The sequence below is a fragment of the Streptomyces viridochromogenes genome (assembly GCF_001270495.1).
GTDB classification, from domain to species: Bacteria; Actinomycetota; Actinomycetes; order Streptomycetales; family Streptomycetaceae; genus Streptomyces; species Streptomyces viridochromogenes_A.
This window is the reverse complement of the sequence record NZ_LGUR01000256.1, coordinates 1-15,295: the sequence shown is the minus strand read 5'-3', so window position 1 is coordinate 15,295 and position 15,295 is coordinate 1. Positions and strand designations below refer to the sequence as shown.

The 15,295-nt window shown below is 66.7% G+C and carries 10 protein-coding genes and 2 pseudogenes; 2 read left to right on the top strand and 10 right to left on the bottom strand.

Annotated features, from left to right (window positions below):
* Positions 1-87: 87 nt before the first annotated feature.
* Positions 88-1,395 carry a sensor histidine kinase gene (locus ADK36_RS42010; RefSeq protein ID WP_053201379.1) on the top strand — a complete coding sequence of 436 codons (1,308 nt, stop codon included), beginning with the start codon at positions 88-90 and terminating at the stop codon, positions 1,393-1,395.
* 60 nt (positions 1,396-1,455) lie between these two features.
* On the opposite strand, the gene ADK36_RS42005 is transcribed toward ADK36_RS42010, so the two are convergent.
* The 4 genes and pseudogenes from ADK36_RS42005 to ADK36_RS49760 all read right to left on the bottom strand — a co-directional run bounded on the left by ADK36_RS42005 (position 1,456) and on the right by ADK36_RS49760 (position 5,378).
* A complete protein-coding gene (locus ADK36_RS42005) occupies positions 1,456-2,322 on the bottom strand; it encodes a ribosome-inactivating family protein (protein WP_159029131.1) in 867 nt (288 codons plus the stop codon).
* Positions 2,323-2,707: 385 nt separating this feature from the next.
* A pseudogene (locus ADK36_RS42000) lies at positions 2,708-3,553 on the bottom strand (thiamine pyrophosphate-dependent enzyme); the annotation flags it as partial.
* Between the two features lie 300 nt (positions 3,554-3,853).
* Positions 3,854-4,153 (bottom strand): helix-turn-helix domain-containing protein, encoded by a 300-nt coding sequence (locus tag ADK36_RS48555; protein WP_234330077.1) that lies wholly within the window; start codon positions 4,151-4,153, stop codon positions 3,854-3,856.
* Positions 4,154-4,289: 136 nt separating this feature from the next.
* Positions 4,290-5,378 (bottom strand): annotated as a pseudogene (locus ADK36_RS49760) (integrase core domain-containing protein).
* 419 nt (positions 5,379-5,797) lie between these two features.
* Between ADK36_RS49760 and ADK36_RS51125 the strand changes: the two are divergent.
* Positions 5,798-5,929, top strand: a complete 132-nt coding sequence (locus ADK36_RS51125; protein WP_267887447.1) for a hypothetical protein — start codon at positions 5,798-5,800, stop codon at positions 5,927-5,929.
* Positions 5,930-7,164: 1,235 nt separating this feature from the next.
* On the opposite strand, the gene ADK36_RS41985 is transcribed toward ADK36_RS51125, so the two are convergent.
* From ADK36_RS41985 to ADK36_RS41960, 6 genes are all read right to left on the bottom strand, one after another.
* Positions 7,165-7,935 (bottom strand): IS5/IS1182 family transposase, encoded by a 771-nt coding sequence (locus ADK36_RS41985; protein ID WP_048580953.1) that lies wholly within the window; start codon positions 7,933-7,935, stop codon positions 7,165-7,167.
* An 85-nt stretch (positions 7,936-8,020) separates the two neighbouring features.
* A complete protein-coding gene (locus ADK36_RS41980) occupies positions 8,021-9,097 on the bottom strand; it encodes a caspase family protein (RefSeq protein ID WP_048580952.1) in 1,077 nt (358 codons plus the stop codon).
* Positions 9,098-9,136: 39 nt separating this feature from the next.
* Positions 9,137-11,617, bottom strand: a complete 2,481-nt coding sequence (locus tag ADK36_RS48550) for an effector-associated domain EAD1-containing protein (RefSeq protein WP_234330075.1) — start codon at positions 11,615-11,617, stop codon at positions 9,137-9,139.
* 4 nt (positions 11,618-11,621) lie between these two features.
* The gene (locus ADK36_RS41970; RefSeq protein ID WP_048580950.1) at positions 11,622-12,473 is read right to left on the bottom strand and encodes an ATP-binding protein; all 852 of its coding nucleotides are present in this window, start codon (positions 12,471-12,473) and stop codon (positions 11,622-11,624) included.
* Positions 12,470-13,315 carry a TRAFAC clade GTPase domain-containing protein gene (locus tag ADK36_RS41965; protein ID WP_234330074.1) on the bottom strand — a complete coding sequence of 282 codons (846 nt, stop codon included), beginning with the start codon at positions 13,313-13,315 and terminating at the stop codon, positions 12,470-12,472. The genes ADK36_RS41970 and ADK36_RS41965 overlap by 4 nt, the downstream gene beginning before the upstream one ends.
* 116 nt (positions 13,316-13,431) lie before the next feature.
* Positions 13,432-14,781 (bottom strand): GTPase-associated system all-helical protein GASH, encoded by a 1,350-nt coding sequence (locus ADK36_RS41960; protein WP_063776821.1) that lies wholly within the window; start codon positions 14,779-14,781, stop codon positions 13,432-13,434.
* Positions 14,782-15,295: the final 514 nt, after the last annotated feature.

Below are 15,295 nucleotides of genomic sequence, written 5' to 3'. Positions count from 1 at the left end.
GTGAGCCGCTTCCTGTCAGCCGCCGTCCGCCGGTCCTTCCCCCTCAGGGGTGGCGGACGGTCCGCATGCACCCTGGAGACGCATCCAGTGACCACCACCTCATCGAGGGCCCGCCCCGTGGAACCCGGCCGCCTGCTGGGCGGCCCGGAGCATCGCACGGTCCTGCGGCTGCTGGCCTGGATGGCAGCGATCCAGCGGGCCAGCCGGCAGCACCCCCGGATCAGGCAGTGGGCGGCGCCTCTGGTGTGCGCGGCTCTCGGTGTCCCCGGTCTTCTGGACAGCGTCGCCGGCGCCGATCCGGGCCTCCCGGTCGCCCTCATGGTGATGATCGGGTTTACGGTCCCGCTGCTCGCACGGGATCGTCATCCCTTCCTGGTCTTCGCCGTCGTCACGACCTTCTCCATGGCGGAGGCCGCTTCCGGGGTTCTCACCTACGCTCACTTCCTCGCGCAACTGATCATGCTGTACAACCTCGCCCGGTTCGCACCGCCGCTCCAGTTGGCCGTCGCCGTCGCGGTCGCCGTTCCCCAGACCATCGTGACGATCATGATGTTCGCGCCGGACCGGCGGATCGAACGGATCGACAGCCCTCTGGCGGTGACCACCGACCTGGTGCTCTGTATCCTCGCCACCGCCGGTCTGGGACTGGCGGGCCGAGTGGCACGCTCCTACATCGCGGCACTGGAGGACCAGGCGGTGCGGCTGGAGTTGGAGCGCGACCAGCGGGCCCGCCTCGCGGAGGCCACGGAGCGGGCGCGCATCTCCCGGGAGATGCACGACGTCCTCGGCCACACCCTGGCCGTCGTGGTCGGTCTGGCCGACGGTGCGGCGGGGCTGGCCGAGACCAGGCCGAAACAGAGCGCGGACACCCTGCGGATCATCGCGGACAGCGGGCGCGGCGCCCTGGCCGACCTGCGCCGGCTCATCACCGGCAGCCGCGAGGAGGGACCTCACAAGACGCCCTTCCGCCCCCAGCCGGGTGTCGGCGACCTCGGCGCTCTGCTGGAGCGGATCCGTGCGGCCGGTCCCGACGTCGGCCTCCACACGGCCGGTGACCTGACCGGCCTGCCCGCGGGACTGCAACTCGCCGTGTACCGCATCGTCCAGGAAGCCCTGACGAACACCCTTGAGCACGCCGCCTCCGACACCACGGTCCGTGTCTCCTTGATCGCGGAGCACGATGCCGTGCACATCACCGTCGAGGACACAGCACTCCGCCCACGGGATCATCTCCGGGAAGGCGGCGGGCAGGGGCTTCTCGGCATGCGTGAACGCGCCGTGCTCTACCAGGGGACGGTCACCGCCGGCCCCGACTCCGCGGGCGGCTGGAGCGTTCGTGCCGTTCTGCGTCCGACCCCGCTCACGAAGACGGGCCCGGACGCACAACCGGCGTGACCTCCGCCGACCCGGTCGGCCTGGTCCGCATCGCAGGCCGGGCCGACCGGGATGGCACTCCTAGGATTTGAGCTGCATGAGGCAGATGGCGAGGATGGCGGTCACCGACGACACGGTTGTCGCCAGGAAGTCAACCGTGCTGGGATCGTTGTCCCTGATCGAGACATCGATGGGCGTACGGTCGTTCAGGTTGCTGACCAACTGATTCGAGATGTCGCTCCAGCTGTTCATCAGCCTCGCGTCGTTGCCGGTGATCGTGTACTGGTTGTTGGTGGCGAAGCCCTGCGCGAAAGCCTGCTGCAGCGGGTCGAACCTCGCAGCCTCCGCGATGGTCATGATGAGGACCATCGCGGCGTCGGCCGTGGTGTCCGTGCGGGCCCTTTCGGCCGAGGCTCGGATATCTCTGAACGCCTGCTCCATCACCGGCCCGCTCAGCGTGAGGCCCGACCGGGGCCGGCCCGCGACCCGCTCCAGATCGGTGTAGTTTCCGGTGAAGTTGAGGTTCCGGACCGTGGGCGGGAACTTCTCCGCGTTCGAGCCGCGGTAGCCGGGGTCGTCGCCCTTGAACCAGATGAGCGTTCCACCGGCGTTGGAGGCCCCTGGATTGAGGTCTCCTGGAATCGGGGGGATGATGTGCCAGCCGAGGAGGAACAGGTTCTTCGCCTTGAATATCAGGCGGACACGCGGCGCTTCCGATGAACTCGCGGCTCCGCTGTGCCGCACCTCGACAGCGAAGATGTCAGAGGTCGAGTCCTGGGTGGGATCGGTCTGCAGTACTCCTTCCCGCAGCACCCTGCCACCGGTCGCCCGCTGGCGTACCTTATCGATCATTTTGTTGAACGCGGGCTGGCCGCCGTTGATGTCCCAGACGATGTCCTTGCCGTCGTCAATGGCGGCGGCCTTCTGCTCGAACTGCGGGGCGATCACGGCCCAACCGCCCAGCATCGTGGCGACGGAGAGGAAGAGCGCCAGGAACTTCCCGCTCAGCCAGCGGGAACGGCGTCTGTGGCCGCCACCGCCGGCTCGCCCGACGGTCGCTGTACTTTCCATGGTCATAAAGAGGCTCCTTTGCCTGGGCACTCGGGGACGAACCGGGCAAGTCCTCCGTGAGGAGGAGGGCCTGCGCGACTCCGAGTTCAGGCTAGGAACCGTCTTGCGGACCTCGGCGCCACCAAAGAAGTGAATACCAACGGGCAGAGCGGTACCCGGGTGCCATGCCCGCTCCTCCCGAAGTACGCAGAGGGCGTCGGCGCGGCCGTGGCGGGACCCATGCCTCCCGCGCCGTCAGAAGTGGCGCGCCCCGCAACCGACTTCAGTGCCGCTCGGCATCCCGCTGGCTCTTCTTCTCCCTCCCCGGCAGGAACTCCTGCATCTTCGCCTTGAACCCCTGCCTGACCATCGACCCGCGATCCGCGTCCCCCTTCAGGATCGACGAGGCCGTGGCCTCCATCTGCTCCCACGTGGCATGCGGCGGGATCGGCGGTACGGCCGGGTCGGTGAGGAACTCGATCACCACGGGACCGTCCGCCTCCAGGCCCGCGCGCCAGCCCGCCTCGACGTCCTCGGGCTTCTCGACGCGGACGCCGGTCAGACCGAGGGAGCGGGCGAACGCGGCGTACTGCACGTCCGGGATCTCCTGGGACGGCAGGAAGGACGGGACGCCCTCCATGGCCCGCATCTCCCAGGTGACCTGGTTGAGGTCGTGGTTGTTCCACACGGCCACGACCAGCCGCGGGTCCTCCCACAGGTCCTTGTACTTCGCCGCCGTGATCAGCTCCGCCAGGCCGTTCATCTGTATCGCGCCGTCGCCGACCAGCGCGATGGCCGGGCGGTCCGGGTGGGCGAACTTGGCGCCGATCGCGTACGGCACACCGCAGCCCATCGTCGCCAGCGTCCCAGACAGCGACGAGCGCATACCGGGCCGCATCGTCAGATGGCGGGCGTACCAGTTCGCAGCCGAACCCGAGTCGGAGGACACGATCGCGTTCTCGGGGAGCAGCGGGTCCAGACAGCGGGCGACGTACTCCGGGTTGATGGGGTCGGCCGACAGGTCCGCCCGCCGTTCCATGACCTCGCGCCAGCGCGTCACGTTGTCGCACACCGTGTCGTACCACTCGCGGCCCCGCTCCTCGGACCTGATCAGCGGGATCAGCCGCTCCGCCGACCCGGCCGGCCTGGTCCGCATCGCAGGCCGGGCCGGCCTGATGACGAAGGCGTCCCAGGCGTGGGCTGTGGCCGCCGCCAGGGTCTTGATACGGGTGTTCTCGTTCACGTGTGCTTGATCTCCTGAAACTGGAAAGGTGCGTTGATGTGGCGGCTGTCGACGGCGTCGACGCAGGCTTCGGGCGTGGCTGCGTGTCTGGGGGAGCCCTTGCTGCGCAACTGCGGTCGGGATGGTGGATGGGCGGGTCGTTGAGCCGAGCGGCACCGCGGGGGACACCTGGGAGGACGGGGGCTCTCATGGCCGCCTCCTTGGGGCGCAGGCCGGGCCATGGCGGTGCCGGGGCCGCATGGGAGTGCGGGCCTGGTGCAGGAGCCGGTACACCGTGGCCACGGAGTAGTTGCAGTCCTCAGCAAGCTCCGGCACGGAGGCGCCGGCCTCGTACCGTGCCCGCAGGGACACCGCCAGCTTCTGCCGCTCAGTGGCCCGCGCCGCGGCGCGCATCCGCAGTGTTTGTTGCGGGGTGCGCACAGCGCCGCCGGCCTCGATGAAGCAGGCGCCGGGCAGCACGCCTCGTGTCTCCCACGACTGCAGCAAGCTCGGTGAGGGTCGCGCCACGCTGCTCGTACAGGGTGCGCAGGTGGGCCGCGAGACGCTGGCGTGCCTGTGAATCCTGGCGCATCCGGCGGGTCTGCCACGCCCTTGTCCCTGCCGAGAATCTCGTCCGTGCAGGTCAGGCCGCATGTTGGTACTCGTGGAGGGTGCCGCCGAGGCGGTCGCGTCGTCGTATGTCGAGGTGGGCGATAGCCGTCCGGGTCGGTGATCGGCGGAGGCAGGGGGTGCAGCGGGCGGGCGTCTGCGATGCCTTGGTGGGGGCGGTGGGAGTTGTAGTGCTGTTCGAACTCGCGCAGGGCGTGGAGCAGGTGGCGCTGGTTCCAGACCAGGGTGCGGTCCAGCAGTTCGCGTCGGCAGGTCTGCACCCACCGTTGAATGAGCGCGTTCATCCGCGGCATCCGGATCCCGCTGAGTACGACCTCGATCCCCGCATCCTCAAGGACGGTGTCGAACAGGGCGGGGTACTTCCCGTCGCGGTCGCGGATCATGAACCGGGCCCGGCAGCCGGCATCCTCGAGATCCATGACAAGGTTTCTGGCGGCCTGCGCCACCCAGGAGGCGGTCGGATGCGCCGTCGCGCCCAGGGCGCGGATGCGCCGGCCGGCGTGCCCGATCACCGCGAACACGTACAGCCGCGCCCCGGACAGGGTGACCGCTTCAAAGAAGTCACATGCCAGCAGGGCATCGGCCTGGGAGCGCAGAAAGTCCGTCCAGGTGCTGGAACCCCGCTCGGGTACCGGGTCGATCCCCGCCTCCTTCAGGATCTCCCACACCGTGGAGGCGGCCACCTGCACGCCTGGAACCAGCAGCTCGCCCCGGTAGCCCCAGCCGGGATTCTCCCGCGCCAGACGCAGCACGAGAACGCGGATCGAGCGCACGGTACGCGGCCGACCCGCACGCTTGGGCCGGGAACGGGCCGCGTGGCGGCGCGAGACCAGGTCACGTGCCAGCGCAGCACAGTGTCCGGGCGCACCAGCAGCCGTGCCCGGCGCAGCACACCGCGCGGGAGCCGGTGCAGCAGCGCGGCCAGGAACACCCGGTCACTCGGGGCGAACCGCACCCGATCCCGGCCGAGCCGGCGTTCCAGCACCGTGATCTGATGACGCAGCGCGAGGATCTCCGCGTCCTTGTCCTGGTTGCTCACCGGCAGCAGCCGCAGCAGGGCGAACACGTTCGCCACACCCAGACAGGCAAGTCGAAGCAGCACGACAGATCATCCTGCCGGGGCACTCACCAGGTGCCCAGAGCACCCGCCCAAGCGCCCGCGCTCGACACCACCCGTACACCAGCCCCCACCAGGACGGATGAGTTTTTCGGCAGGCGCAGCGTCAGCGGATGCGGTCCTGCGGCGGATCATGCTGTACAAGGCTGCAGTCTTCCCGTTGGCTGCCGGCGGGGTCAGTGCCGCGGAGTGCAAGTCCCGGCGTACCGTCGCGTACCAGTGCGCCGCGTTCGACAGGGTTCGTCGACGGTCTGCCCGCAGTACACGGGGGCGGGCGGGGCGCTGGGTCCGTACTTCCCGGGTCGCTGAATCAGATGGATTGACGGTCTTGCCGGTGTAGCCGCGTTGGTCCGGGTGTGTCGATGACTTCCTAGTCCCCAAGGCCACGGACGGAACGCCCTCGCGTGGAGGTCGTGATCGAGTCCGTGGTGACCGAGGTCTGGGTGCTCTGCCTGTCGCTGCCGAGTTTCTGCGTCGGCTGGACGTCGCGGGGATCGTCGGCGGTCTGTGTCCACCGGATTCGCGGGCAGACCTGACGCACGGCCAGGTGACCGAGGTACTGGTGGCGAACCGGCTGACCGCTCCCGCGCCGCTGTTCCGCGTCGGGGACTGGGCGTACTCGTGTGAGGCCGTCAAGGGTCTTGGTGGAGGCTTATGCGTGTCCCGGCTGGTGCATTGACGGGTCTCATCGTTGTCTTGCTGGGGGCTTCGGCGATCAGCGTCGGGGTCGCGTCCGGCCGGTGGCAGCAAAGCGTCTCCTCAGGGACGCCACCGGAACTCGAAGATGGTCATGGCGAGACGCCGACGTGTCAATCGGGGAGGAGGGCCGGGTGACTGGCCCTCCTCCCCGATTGCTGCTCCGTCAGAAGAGGAGCTCAGGCTTACCTTCCAAGAAGCATCCTCCGTGGTTACCTACAGCGAGGACCCCGGGGACGACCGTCGGCCACTCCCAGTCGGCGAAGAGTGCGACGATACAGATGGCATGCGCTGACCTGAGGGCATGCTGCCTTGATCAAGTCGGCCTGGGTGGCTTTCTCCCACTCGATCAGTAGCCGCCCGTACTCCGCCGCGCGCCGGGGTGTGTTGGGCTCCGCCATGAGCCGACGGATCGCCGTGTTGATCCGCGCAGCAGCAGGGCGCAGCCGACCGTGAGGCCTGGAGAGGGAAGGCGTGGACAAAACGTACGGGCCCGCACCGACGACGGCCGCCGAGTTCCGCCCCGATGACGTAGCTCGGCCGGCTCCTCGGCAGGGTGGTCCCGGCGAGGGCGTGGACGAGCAGCCGAGGCACGAGGACGACCCGGTCGTCATCACGGGCTGGAGGGTCAGGGAGTCGGCGCCCTCTGTGATCCACCGGCGGACGTGGAGGAGCGTGTTCCGCTGGGCTCGGCCGGGTTCGAGCTGGAGGCCGCGACGGTGACCGGCCCGCGGGTCGGTCTGCATGAGCGTCTTGAACGGCCCGTACGGCAACGTGTGAAGGACGTGGAGGCGCGCCTCGGCCGGCTCACCCTCACGGCCGCCGCCGCGCAGGTCGACCTCACCGGCGATGCCTGGGACACGGTGGGCGAGCGGCTGCGTTTTCTCGTGGAGAGGGTCGCGGCCTGGGCCGGACATGAACCTCAGCTGACCCGCACCCTCTGTACGGAAGGGCCCGCACGGCTTGCTGTGCGGGCCCTCCCGTGTCATCCCCTACTTTGCGGACTTACTCGTCTAAAGCGTGTTGCACAAGGCTGTGTTCGCGCAGGCCAGGGCACGTGATCGCAGTCTTCTGGTCATGATGCGAGGGCGAGGTTGTGCATGTGGGCGACTGCCTGGACGGCGTGGTGGAGGCCCTCGCCTCGTTGCCGGCAGTCACGGAGGATCTTGTAGTTCTTCATCCGGCCGATGACATGTTCCACCCGTGCCCGGACCTTGCGGTGGGCTGCGTTGTCGGCTTCCTCTCCAGCCAGCAGGGCTCGTCGAGGGCGTTTGCGGTGCGGCACGACACTCCCGCAGTTGAGGTAGGCGCCGTCGCCCAGGATGGTCGCTCCCTGGCAGTGCTCGGCCAGGCCGGAGGCACGCCAGGCGTGGGCGTCCGCGGTGGTGCCCGGAACCGGCCGGGCAGTCGCGATCACGAGCCTGGTGTCGGCGTCCACGATGACCTGCACGTTCGCGGAGAATCGGTAGTTGCGGCTGGACGCGCCGACGTGCCGGTCGCGGACCGGGATCAAAGTGCCGTCCACGATCCACAACCGGTCCGCCGCATCCTGCCGCCGGGTGACGGGCTCGAGCGCGAGCAGCGGTCCCAGCTTCTGGATCACCCGGCACACTGTCGAGGACGAGACACCAAACAGCGGCCCGAGCTGCCGCATGGTCAGGTTCGTGCGGTAGTACACCGCAACGACCAGGACCCGCTCGGCCAGCGGCAGACTCCACGGCCGACCTTGCAGCGTGCCGTTGCCGCCTCGCTCCCGTACCGCTCTCAACAGCCGCCCGAACTGGTCCATCCGCAGACCCGTGAACGTCTCCACCCACACCGCTTCGGCCCTCAACACCCCAGCCATACAACGGAGATGCCCAGTTCAGAGCCCTGTGCAACACGCTTTAGTATCTCCCAGCGGAAATTTAGAATCGAGCGTTATGGTGCACCTATTCTCGAGCCTTCAGGGCTGTGAGTTCGGGATGGTGCGGGAAGTCGTCGGTTGCAGTGTGGAGCAGTGTGCGGAGACTGATCTGCTGACCACCTCCACCGAGTTTGAGGTTGCGTAGTGCGGCGAACCAGTTCGCGCGGCCGGTTCCCTGGAGTTTCAGGCGTGAGATGTCTCCGCCTGCGCGGGCCCAGATTTCCTGATCGGTCGGACCGGCGGGGTACAGGTCGGCCATGATCGTTTCGATCGTGCGCCAGTGGTCGGGTTGAACCGGTTGTGCGGGGGTCGGGGTTTTCAGGCCGCCGCGGTCGAGTGCGATGGGGAAGTTGTCTTCCAGGTCGGAGGCCTTGAAGATAGGGTGCTGTCGCCCGGGAAAGGCTGTGCGGACATTTTCGGCGACGTGGTTAAAGACATCGAAGATCCGAATGAGACCGTCTCCCGTTGTACGCGCTTTTCCTTCAAGTGCTTCGAGGAGGTACTGAGTGAACACGCTGTTACGTGCGCCGTTCAGTACCAGGGAGTATTCCTGCGCGCGCGATGATGCAATGACGACGCGGCCGGTGCCCTGGGCGAGTTGTTGAAGAGACTTTTCGCTGAACCCGGCGTGGATAGAGTCTTCGTCGGTGTGTGTCTTCAGCGCGGCCACTCCGCCGGCGTGGCAGGCGTCGATTAGTACCAGGAGCCGTTGTGCCTTGATTGCGGCGAGGGCTGCGGTGAGCTCAACTTCGGGGAGGGTGGCTCCCAGAAGATTATTGGTCTGGAAGTCCACAGGGAGGAGGGCGCTTGTATCGCCTACCCCTGTGGGGAATCGGCCGCCATGTCCCGAGAAGAAGATGACGACGGTGTCTTCCGCCGTGGACGTTGATGCCAGGTCGGCCAGGCCGGATCGAATGCCGTGCAAGGTCGCCTGGTCGTCCAGGAGGACCTGGACTTGGTCCGGCGGGAAGCCGCAGTACTCTGCTGCCCGGAGGACGGATGCGGTGTCCCGGGCGTCGTTCAGCACGGCTTCTGGGAGGCTGCTTATATTTTCGTAGTTGGCAATGCCGATTACTAGTGCTCGTCTTGTTCCGAGGGGCACCTTTTCGTAGCCTCATTTTCTTTGCGTACCGCTCGGCGGTCATCGCTCGTTCGTGAATTCTTGGTTATCGGCGAAGAAGCGGAGTGGCTGATTTGCTGGGTAGTCGTTACGCATTTCATTCAGCAGTTGCTTCAGGTGAGGATTTCCGATGCCGTGCTCGATGCGCTGGAGTGCTTGGTGCCACCGTGTGCGGCCACTGCCTCGTTGGTCGAGATCGGCCGTACGGCCCCCGGCTCGTTCCCACAGCTCCTGGTCGTTGGGCCCTGCCGGGTAGAGTTCGGCCGCCAGGTCTTCCAGTGCTTTCCACCTTTCGGCGGGGCTGATGGCAGACAACTTGAGTCGCCATCGGTCCAACAGACCGATCATGGGCAGGCACGCGCGCAGCGCGGGCCGGACGTCGTCGCGCCCTTGTCGCAGCATTCCTGTGAGCTCGTCGGCTGTGTGTCTCCAATGCCGGTCGAGTGCGAGACCGCCGATGGCCTCCCATGTAGAGGGAGGAATGCGCTGTCCATGCGAGAGCGCTGCGCGAAGCCATCTACGGAAGCGGTATTCGTCGTATGTCGGCAACGCCGTCACAATCCCGACTACCTCACCGGCTTCCATGCGGCTGAGTTGGCTGTCGAGTTCGGGACTTCGGAGAACAGCGGTTTGGAGGTGCGGTTCCAGGCGGAAGGGGGGCGGGCCCACACGGGCCTTCTCGAGCCATCCGTGTACGGTCGCCCGAGTGAGAGCGTCGAGATCTGGGCCGTTGAGTTTGGCCCATACTTCGGAACGGCGTGGGAAGGCGCCGAGGTCGGCCAGGGGGGTGTGGGACAGGCTGCGGATGAGGCCGTCCTGAACCGGTCGACCGTCGATGAGGCCGGTGAGAGCGGCGTGGAATGCGGCTTGTGGATTGGCGGGACCTTGCCAGGCGTTCAGGTTGCATTTCAGCGAAGCCGTCCACAAGGACTGAACTGTCTGAGTGGAGAAGTCGAGGTCCGCGAGGAGGACTGGCGTCCGGGCGGCGTGGTTGCCCGCCAGGTCAATCATCCGTGCGTCGCCGATGTCGACGGAGCAGCGCACAATCTCTTCTGACGTCGCGTTCCTCAACGCCAGTTCCAGGCCATCTGCAACGGAGTGGGGTTCGGCGGTGAGTTGGAGGCGGGCGGCCTCGCACGGCGGGAAGGCGGTCGACACCGCGGCGCCGTGCAGCCGGGGAAAGCGCTCTTCGCGAGCGATGTCGATCATGTGCTGCGCCGCGCGGAGGGGAAGCGTGCGCGGAGTTGCGTCGACCAATCGACCTACCAGTGCGTGGTCCGGCCTAGCCGCTGTCCACAGGGGTCGCGTGAGTTCTGGATCAGCGGTGACCCAGCGCCACACGGCGCGGGCGAACGCCGGACCTGGTGTGCCTGCTGCCTTCCGCAGGCCTCCAAGTACGGCCTCCCTCCACTGGCGCGTGCTCTTGGACGTGTGTATGGCGTCCTGGATCATCGTCGTGAACGAGGTGTCCTGGGCCGGCGGGAAGGTGTTGTCCCCCGTCCAGGTCTCCAGATGGGTCCATACAGCCTGCGCCTGCTCGAACCCTTGCATGTCGAGGTTGCGCAGTGTCAGAACGTCGCCAGCGGTCGCGGTTTCAAGCAGGTGCAGTAGGCGCTGCAGGAGCTTGGCCTTACCGCTTGTGCCGTGGGTGGGCTCGGGTGACAGCCGCTGCACAAGCCGAACGGCGGTGATGGTGTTGTCGATAGTGTCCGGCGCGTCGGTGGTCAGCCTGTATGCCTGTTCCAGCAGGGGGAGTTCGCTGAAGGCGGTGGCTTCGGCTCCGATTTCGTCAGCGAAGGAGCTTAGCAGCGTGCCTTGTTCGTGGCCGGTGAGGGCTGCGGCCGCCAGGGAACCTGGCGCCGGTGACACGGTGTCCAGCCGCTGGTGCCCGCGCCACCGCGCGACGAGGGCGTGAGGGGTGCAAACGAGTGCTGGCGTTGGAGTCTCGACAAGGTCGCTGGGGCCGAAGCTCAGGCGGAACGCGAAGTTGCGACGCAGGGCCGGCCACAGCCGAGCCCACAAAGACACGACCAAGTCGTCGAAGTCTTGGTGGCCCAGGCGGACCGCAGGGCCGGCCGAGCGCTGTGCGAGTGTTGCCGCGGCTGCTGGCAGATCGGTTGCGGCAGGCGGGATGTCGTTCCCGAGTTCGACCTCCAGGGGTGTGATGGCCAGAGGGGCGTGGGGTCGGGCCATCAACCAGGCGAGAAGGGGGCGCAAGTCGGAGACAGAGACGAGATCATTGAGCGGCACGATGAGCGCGTGGGACAGCACCATGCCAGCCCGCGTTGCCTGCGCGTCCAGAAAGGTGCGAGCGAGCACGTAGTGGTCATGGTGGGGAAACCCTGACAGGAAAGGTGACCACTCCACGCCGGGCGGTGCGGTGTCAGGCAGGTCAAGTCGGGGTGCCAGCTCCGCTGCAAGGCTCCGGGGGCCACTGGCTTCCCTGAGTCCGTGCCCTCCCCGGACCTCCCCGAACAGTGCCTGTTCTGCATGTATACGCAAGGCCCTAGTCCGCCTCTTGTTGGCTCTGTTTGTCAAGGAGGAGGTGGATTGGCCAGGTGAGGTCGGGTGAGCGCTCCCCCTCTGGCGTCACGACGAACCCGAACTGCTCCGGGCCCCGGCTGGAGTAGTCGCTGTCAGATGTGTGCGGGGTGAGGGGGCGGCCCAGGGCTGACAGCCCCATGACAGTGGGTGCGGGCCACGTGGCACTGAGGAACGCCCAGAACATGGGCAGACGTACCTGGAGCGCCTCGGACGGAGTGCCTTCGAATCTGAGTTCATCCCAGCAAGTGAGGAGTACGGCCAGCTGTGGGCTTCCCGGTCGAACTCCTGTGGGCGACATGCCCCTGACGTAAATGAGCATTTGCAGAAGCTCAATGAGGCGCGCCTGGTCCGAGATCTGGTGAGCCGGATTCTCGCGGGCTGCTCTACGCATGTCGGAAAGAGGTCGTGAGAGCACGTCGTCTCCCAACTGCGTCTGTTGGAGGCGGATCATCAGCATCCAGCGGTCCGCCTGCTGGACACGCCTGCACCAGGCGTCCGCCACGCGGCGAGTTTCGATCATGGATTTGATCTGCTCGCCGCCGTACTCGGGCCAGATGAGTTGTCCGGATGTGCCGTCTTCCTGCGATACGGGCCACACGCTGTCCACGTAGATGGAGGTGGCCGTGTGATCGGCTGCTTTTCCTTCACTGAGGCTTTCTAGTGCCGCTTCGAACGGCTCAAGGTTTGTAGCCTGGCCGTTCATACGCAGTCGGCAGTCCTTCTTGATGAGCCGCCTGAGCAGTTGCGCCCCATAATGCGTTTTACCTACGCCACTCTCGCCGAGCAGAAGGATGGAATCGCCGGAACCGCTCATGCCGGTTTCACCCCGTACATGAAGAGCGGGTCGCCGCTGCCTGACGGGACTGACGGTAGGGCGGCGTGCGGCCGTCGTGAGGTGAGTGCCCAGTCGAGGAGTGGAGTCAGAACGTCATCTGCCTGTCGTTCGCCGGCATCGCCCGGGGTGACACTGACCGAGAATTCCTCAGCCTCGGGCATCGGGCCGAATACCGATTGGCGGACGGACTCCTCCATTGCGGGAGCGATAGAGACATCTGATTTGGTCCACACCAACGCAACGGGGCGAGATTGTCGCTCGTCGGCCACACGGGCGGCGAGTAGCTGCAGGGCGCTACGGGCGGACCCCATGCTTGCGCCCGACAGAGCTTCGCGGTCGGCGACGAGAAGAAAAACGTCCGCGTGTTCGGCGATCCAGCGGGCTCCTGCAGCTTCGGATCCGTCCTTGTTGATGGCCCACTTCTGGAACCACTCGCCAGGTGCGTCGGTAAACAGGTAGTCCACAGGCCGCTTCTGCCCGGCACGAAAGCTCAGATGCAGCAGCCCCGGAGCCCGCCCGCTGCGGCTCGCGGTGTGCGGGGGAAACCCGGGCGCCTGCCCGGGGGCCCAGCGCAGGGATTCCGCCACTGCCTCCCAGCCGGCCAGCGAGAAGGAGCCTGCAAATTGGCCTGCGCGCAGTTCGGCGGCGCCTCGGCCCAACAGCAGGTACCAGGCGCCCAACATTGTCGTCTTCCCTGCGTTCTGTGGGCCGATAGTCGCGATGATCCGGGGACGGGCTCGGCCGGCTACGAAGGCGAGATCGGCAAGTCCCAGTGCACTGCCGGACCAGGGCAGCAGTACATCACCGGTCGGCTCGGGCACGGAAGTGTCCTGGCCCGAGCCGTGATACACGGGGCATGCAGAGAGGTCGACGTGGCCGAGAGCGCAGCCGGTGTCGGGAACGAAGCAGCTCTGCTGAGGGCAGTCCTCCATACCGTTCACCCTCGGCTTCGCCGCTTGCTGCTGCGGCTGGCCTTGCTGGCGGCTGTGGCGCTGGTGGCCTGGAGTTCGCGGAACACCCAGCATGCCCACTGCGCCAACGTCAGGCGTGCACCGTCCGGCACTCCGGTCAAGCGGCGGAATGCGCTCCGGTCGCGTGAGGCAGGCGCATCGCAGTGGGCGATCAGCGCGATCACCGGACCGCGGCCTTCGGGTACCGCCGTGAGTAGCTCCCCCGCACCGCGAGCCATATCCAGCGACTTCTCGGTCTGCGCAAGCTCGACGAGGTCATTGACCGCGTAGGTCTGTTCCGTGTCAACCAAGGGAAGGGACATTACCGTCTCAGCCAGGAAGGCCACCACGCTGGCAGGGGATGACACTGGCACCTGCTGGTGCAGGTCGAAGGCCATCAGCGTTGCCGCCGCGGTCGGTGGCAAGTCCCGGTAGCTGACCCGGCGGGTCGGAGAGAAGAGCGACTCTTTCCACCACACCAGGGCCACCCTGCGCTGGAGGCCTGTGGTGGCGGCCGCCACGGCGGTCAGCGCCTCGGCAACGTACTCGGAGACGCCTGTTGCGAGCGACCGGATCGGCTCCGACAAGTCGGCGTTGCCAACGGTCAGTCCGTTTACAGCCGTATCCAGGGCCTCGGCCACAGAAACAGCCATACGGTTACCGAACTCACCTGCCCAGTGCACAGGGTTATTGTGCGGCGAGTGTGGATTTCCGTTCGAGGCCAACTGTTGCCCCTGCTGCGGGTCAACGTAATGAGGGCCTGCCGCCGCATAGAACCCGGCCTTGAGATGGTCGACATCCGTAGGGTCGGCGGTCACCGTGAGTGGCGTGAGCTCCGGCACCTTAAGGTCCGCGACCGGGGCCGAGATGGAGGAGGGCACCGCCCACTCCGCTTCGGCCCGCGCATCGACGTCCTTCTCGATCTCCATGATCACGTCGGCCCACGCCGCCGTGTCGGCACTCGGCACCGAAACCGAGAAAGCATTGCGGGCCAGAGCAACGAAAGCCGCTCCGACGGAGGGGGTGTCCGTAGCCGCCTGGACCAAACCCTCAAGAACAATGGCGCGAGCCACGGCCACCGGTGTGCCGGAGAACGTGTTCACATACGTTACCCAGTGCTTGCTGAGGGCATCGAGCGCTTCGACGATCACGGGGTCGTCCGCGTCCACCTCGGGGTCGACAGCCACGAGGACGTATGCCACTGCTTTGGAAGGAGACTTCCTCAGCCCACTGGCCAGCTCACCGGCAGCAGCGCCGATCTTGTCGAGCTTGGCGTCATCTCCATTGACATCGATGAGCCCGCCTTTCAGAAAACGCAGAAGGATACTCTCAGCCACTTACGCCCCACCCTTGCCGTGCTGATGATTCCCCTCCGGGGGAAGATCACATTCCGCTGTCACGCTGCGGTCAGATGCCAGTCAGCTCAGCATGCCGCCACAGGTCGTTCACGCCCTGCAGCCGCTTGGGCCCTGGACTGCAAGTCAGACAACAGAGCATAAGCGACAACAGGAGAACCACGAGGCCGGTCGAGTCTGAAGTGGGCGTGTTCGGCGGGGTGTTACGTCACCTTGCACTCCGGGGACCAAAGTATGCCGTCGCGTGGCCCGGCGAAAGCGAGTTGGGCGCCGGTCTGCCGCACGACGGCCTGTTATCAATCGAGGCTCATCGCGGAGGGCTCGGGACCGGCTGGGCGAGCATGGCACGGGTGGATCTCATCTGATGCCGACAAGCGTGTGGCGCCCGCGATCCCCGCTAAGGGTTGTCCCGTAACTGCTGGTCACGGGTGAGATGATCTTGGTGTGGCTGGTGTGATCACGGCGTCGGAGCCGTCCTGGATAGCCCCGTTCACCG

Coding starts and splice junctions, on each gene's coding strand:
- ADK36_RS41985 (WP_048580953.1), bottom strand. CDS start 7,935: ATGGCTGGGGTGTTGAGGGCCGAAGCGGTGTGGGTGGAGACGTTCACG.
- ADK36_RS41970 (WP_048580950.1), bottom strand. CDS start 12,473: ATGAGCGGTTCCGGCGATTCCATCCTTCTGCTCGGCGAGAGTGGCGTA.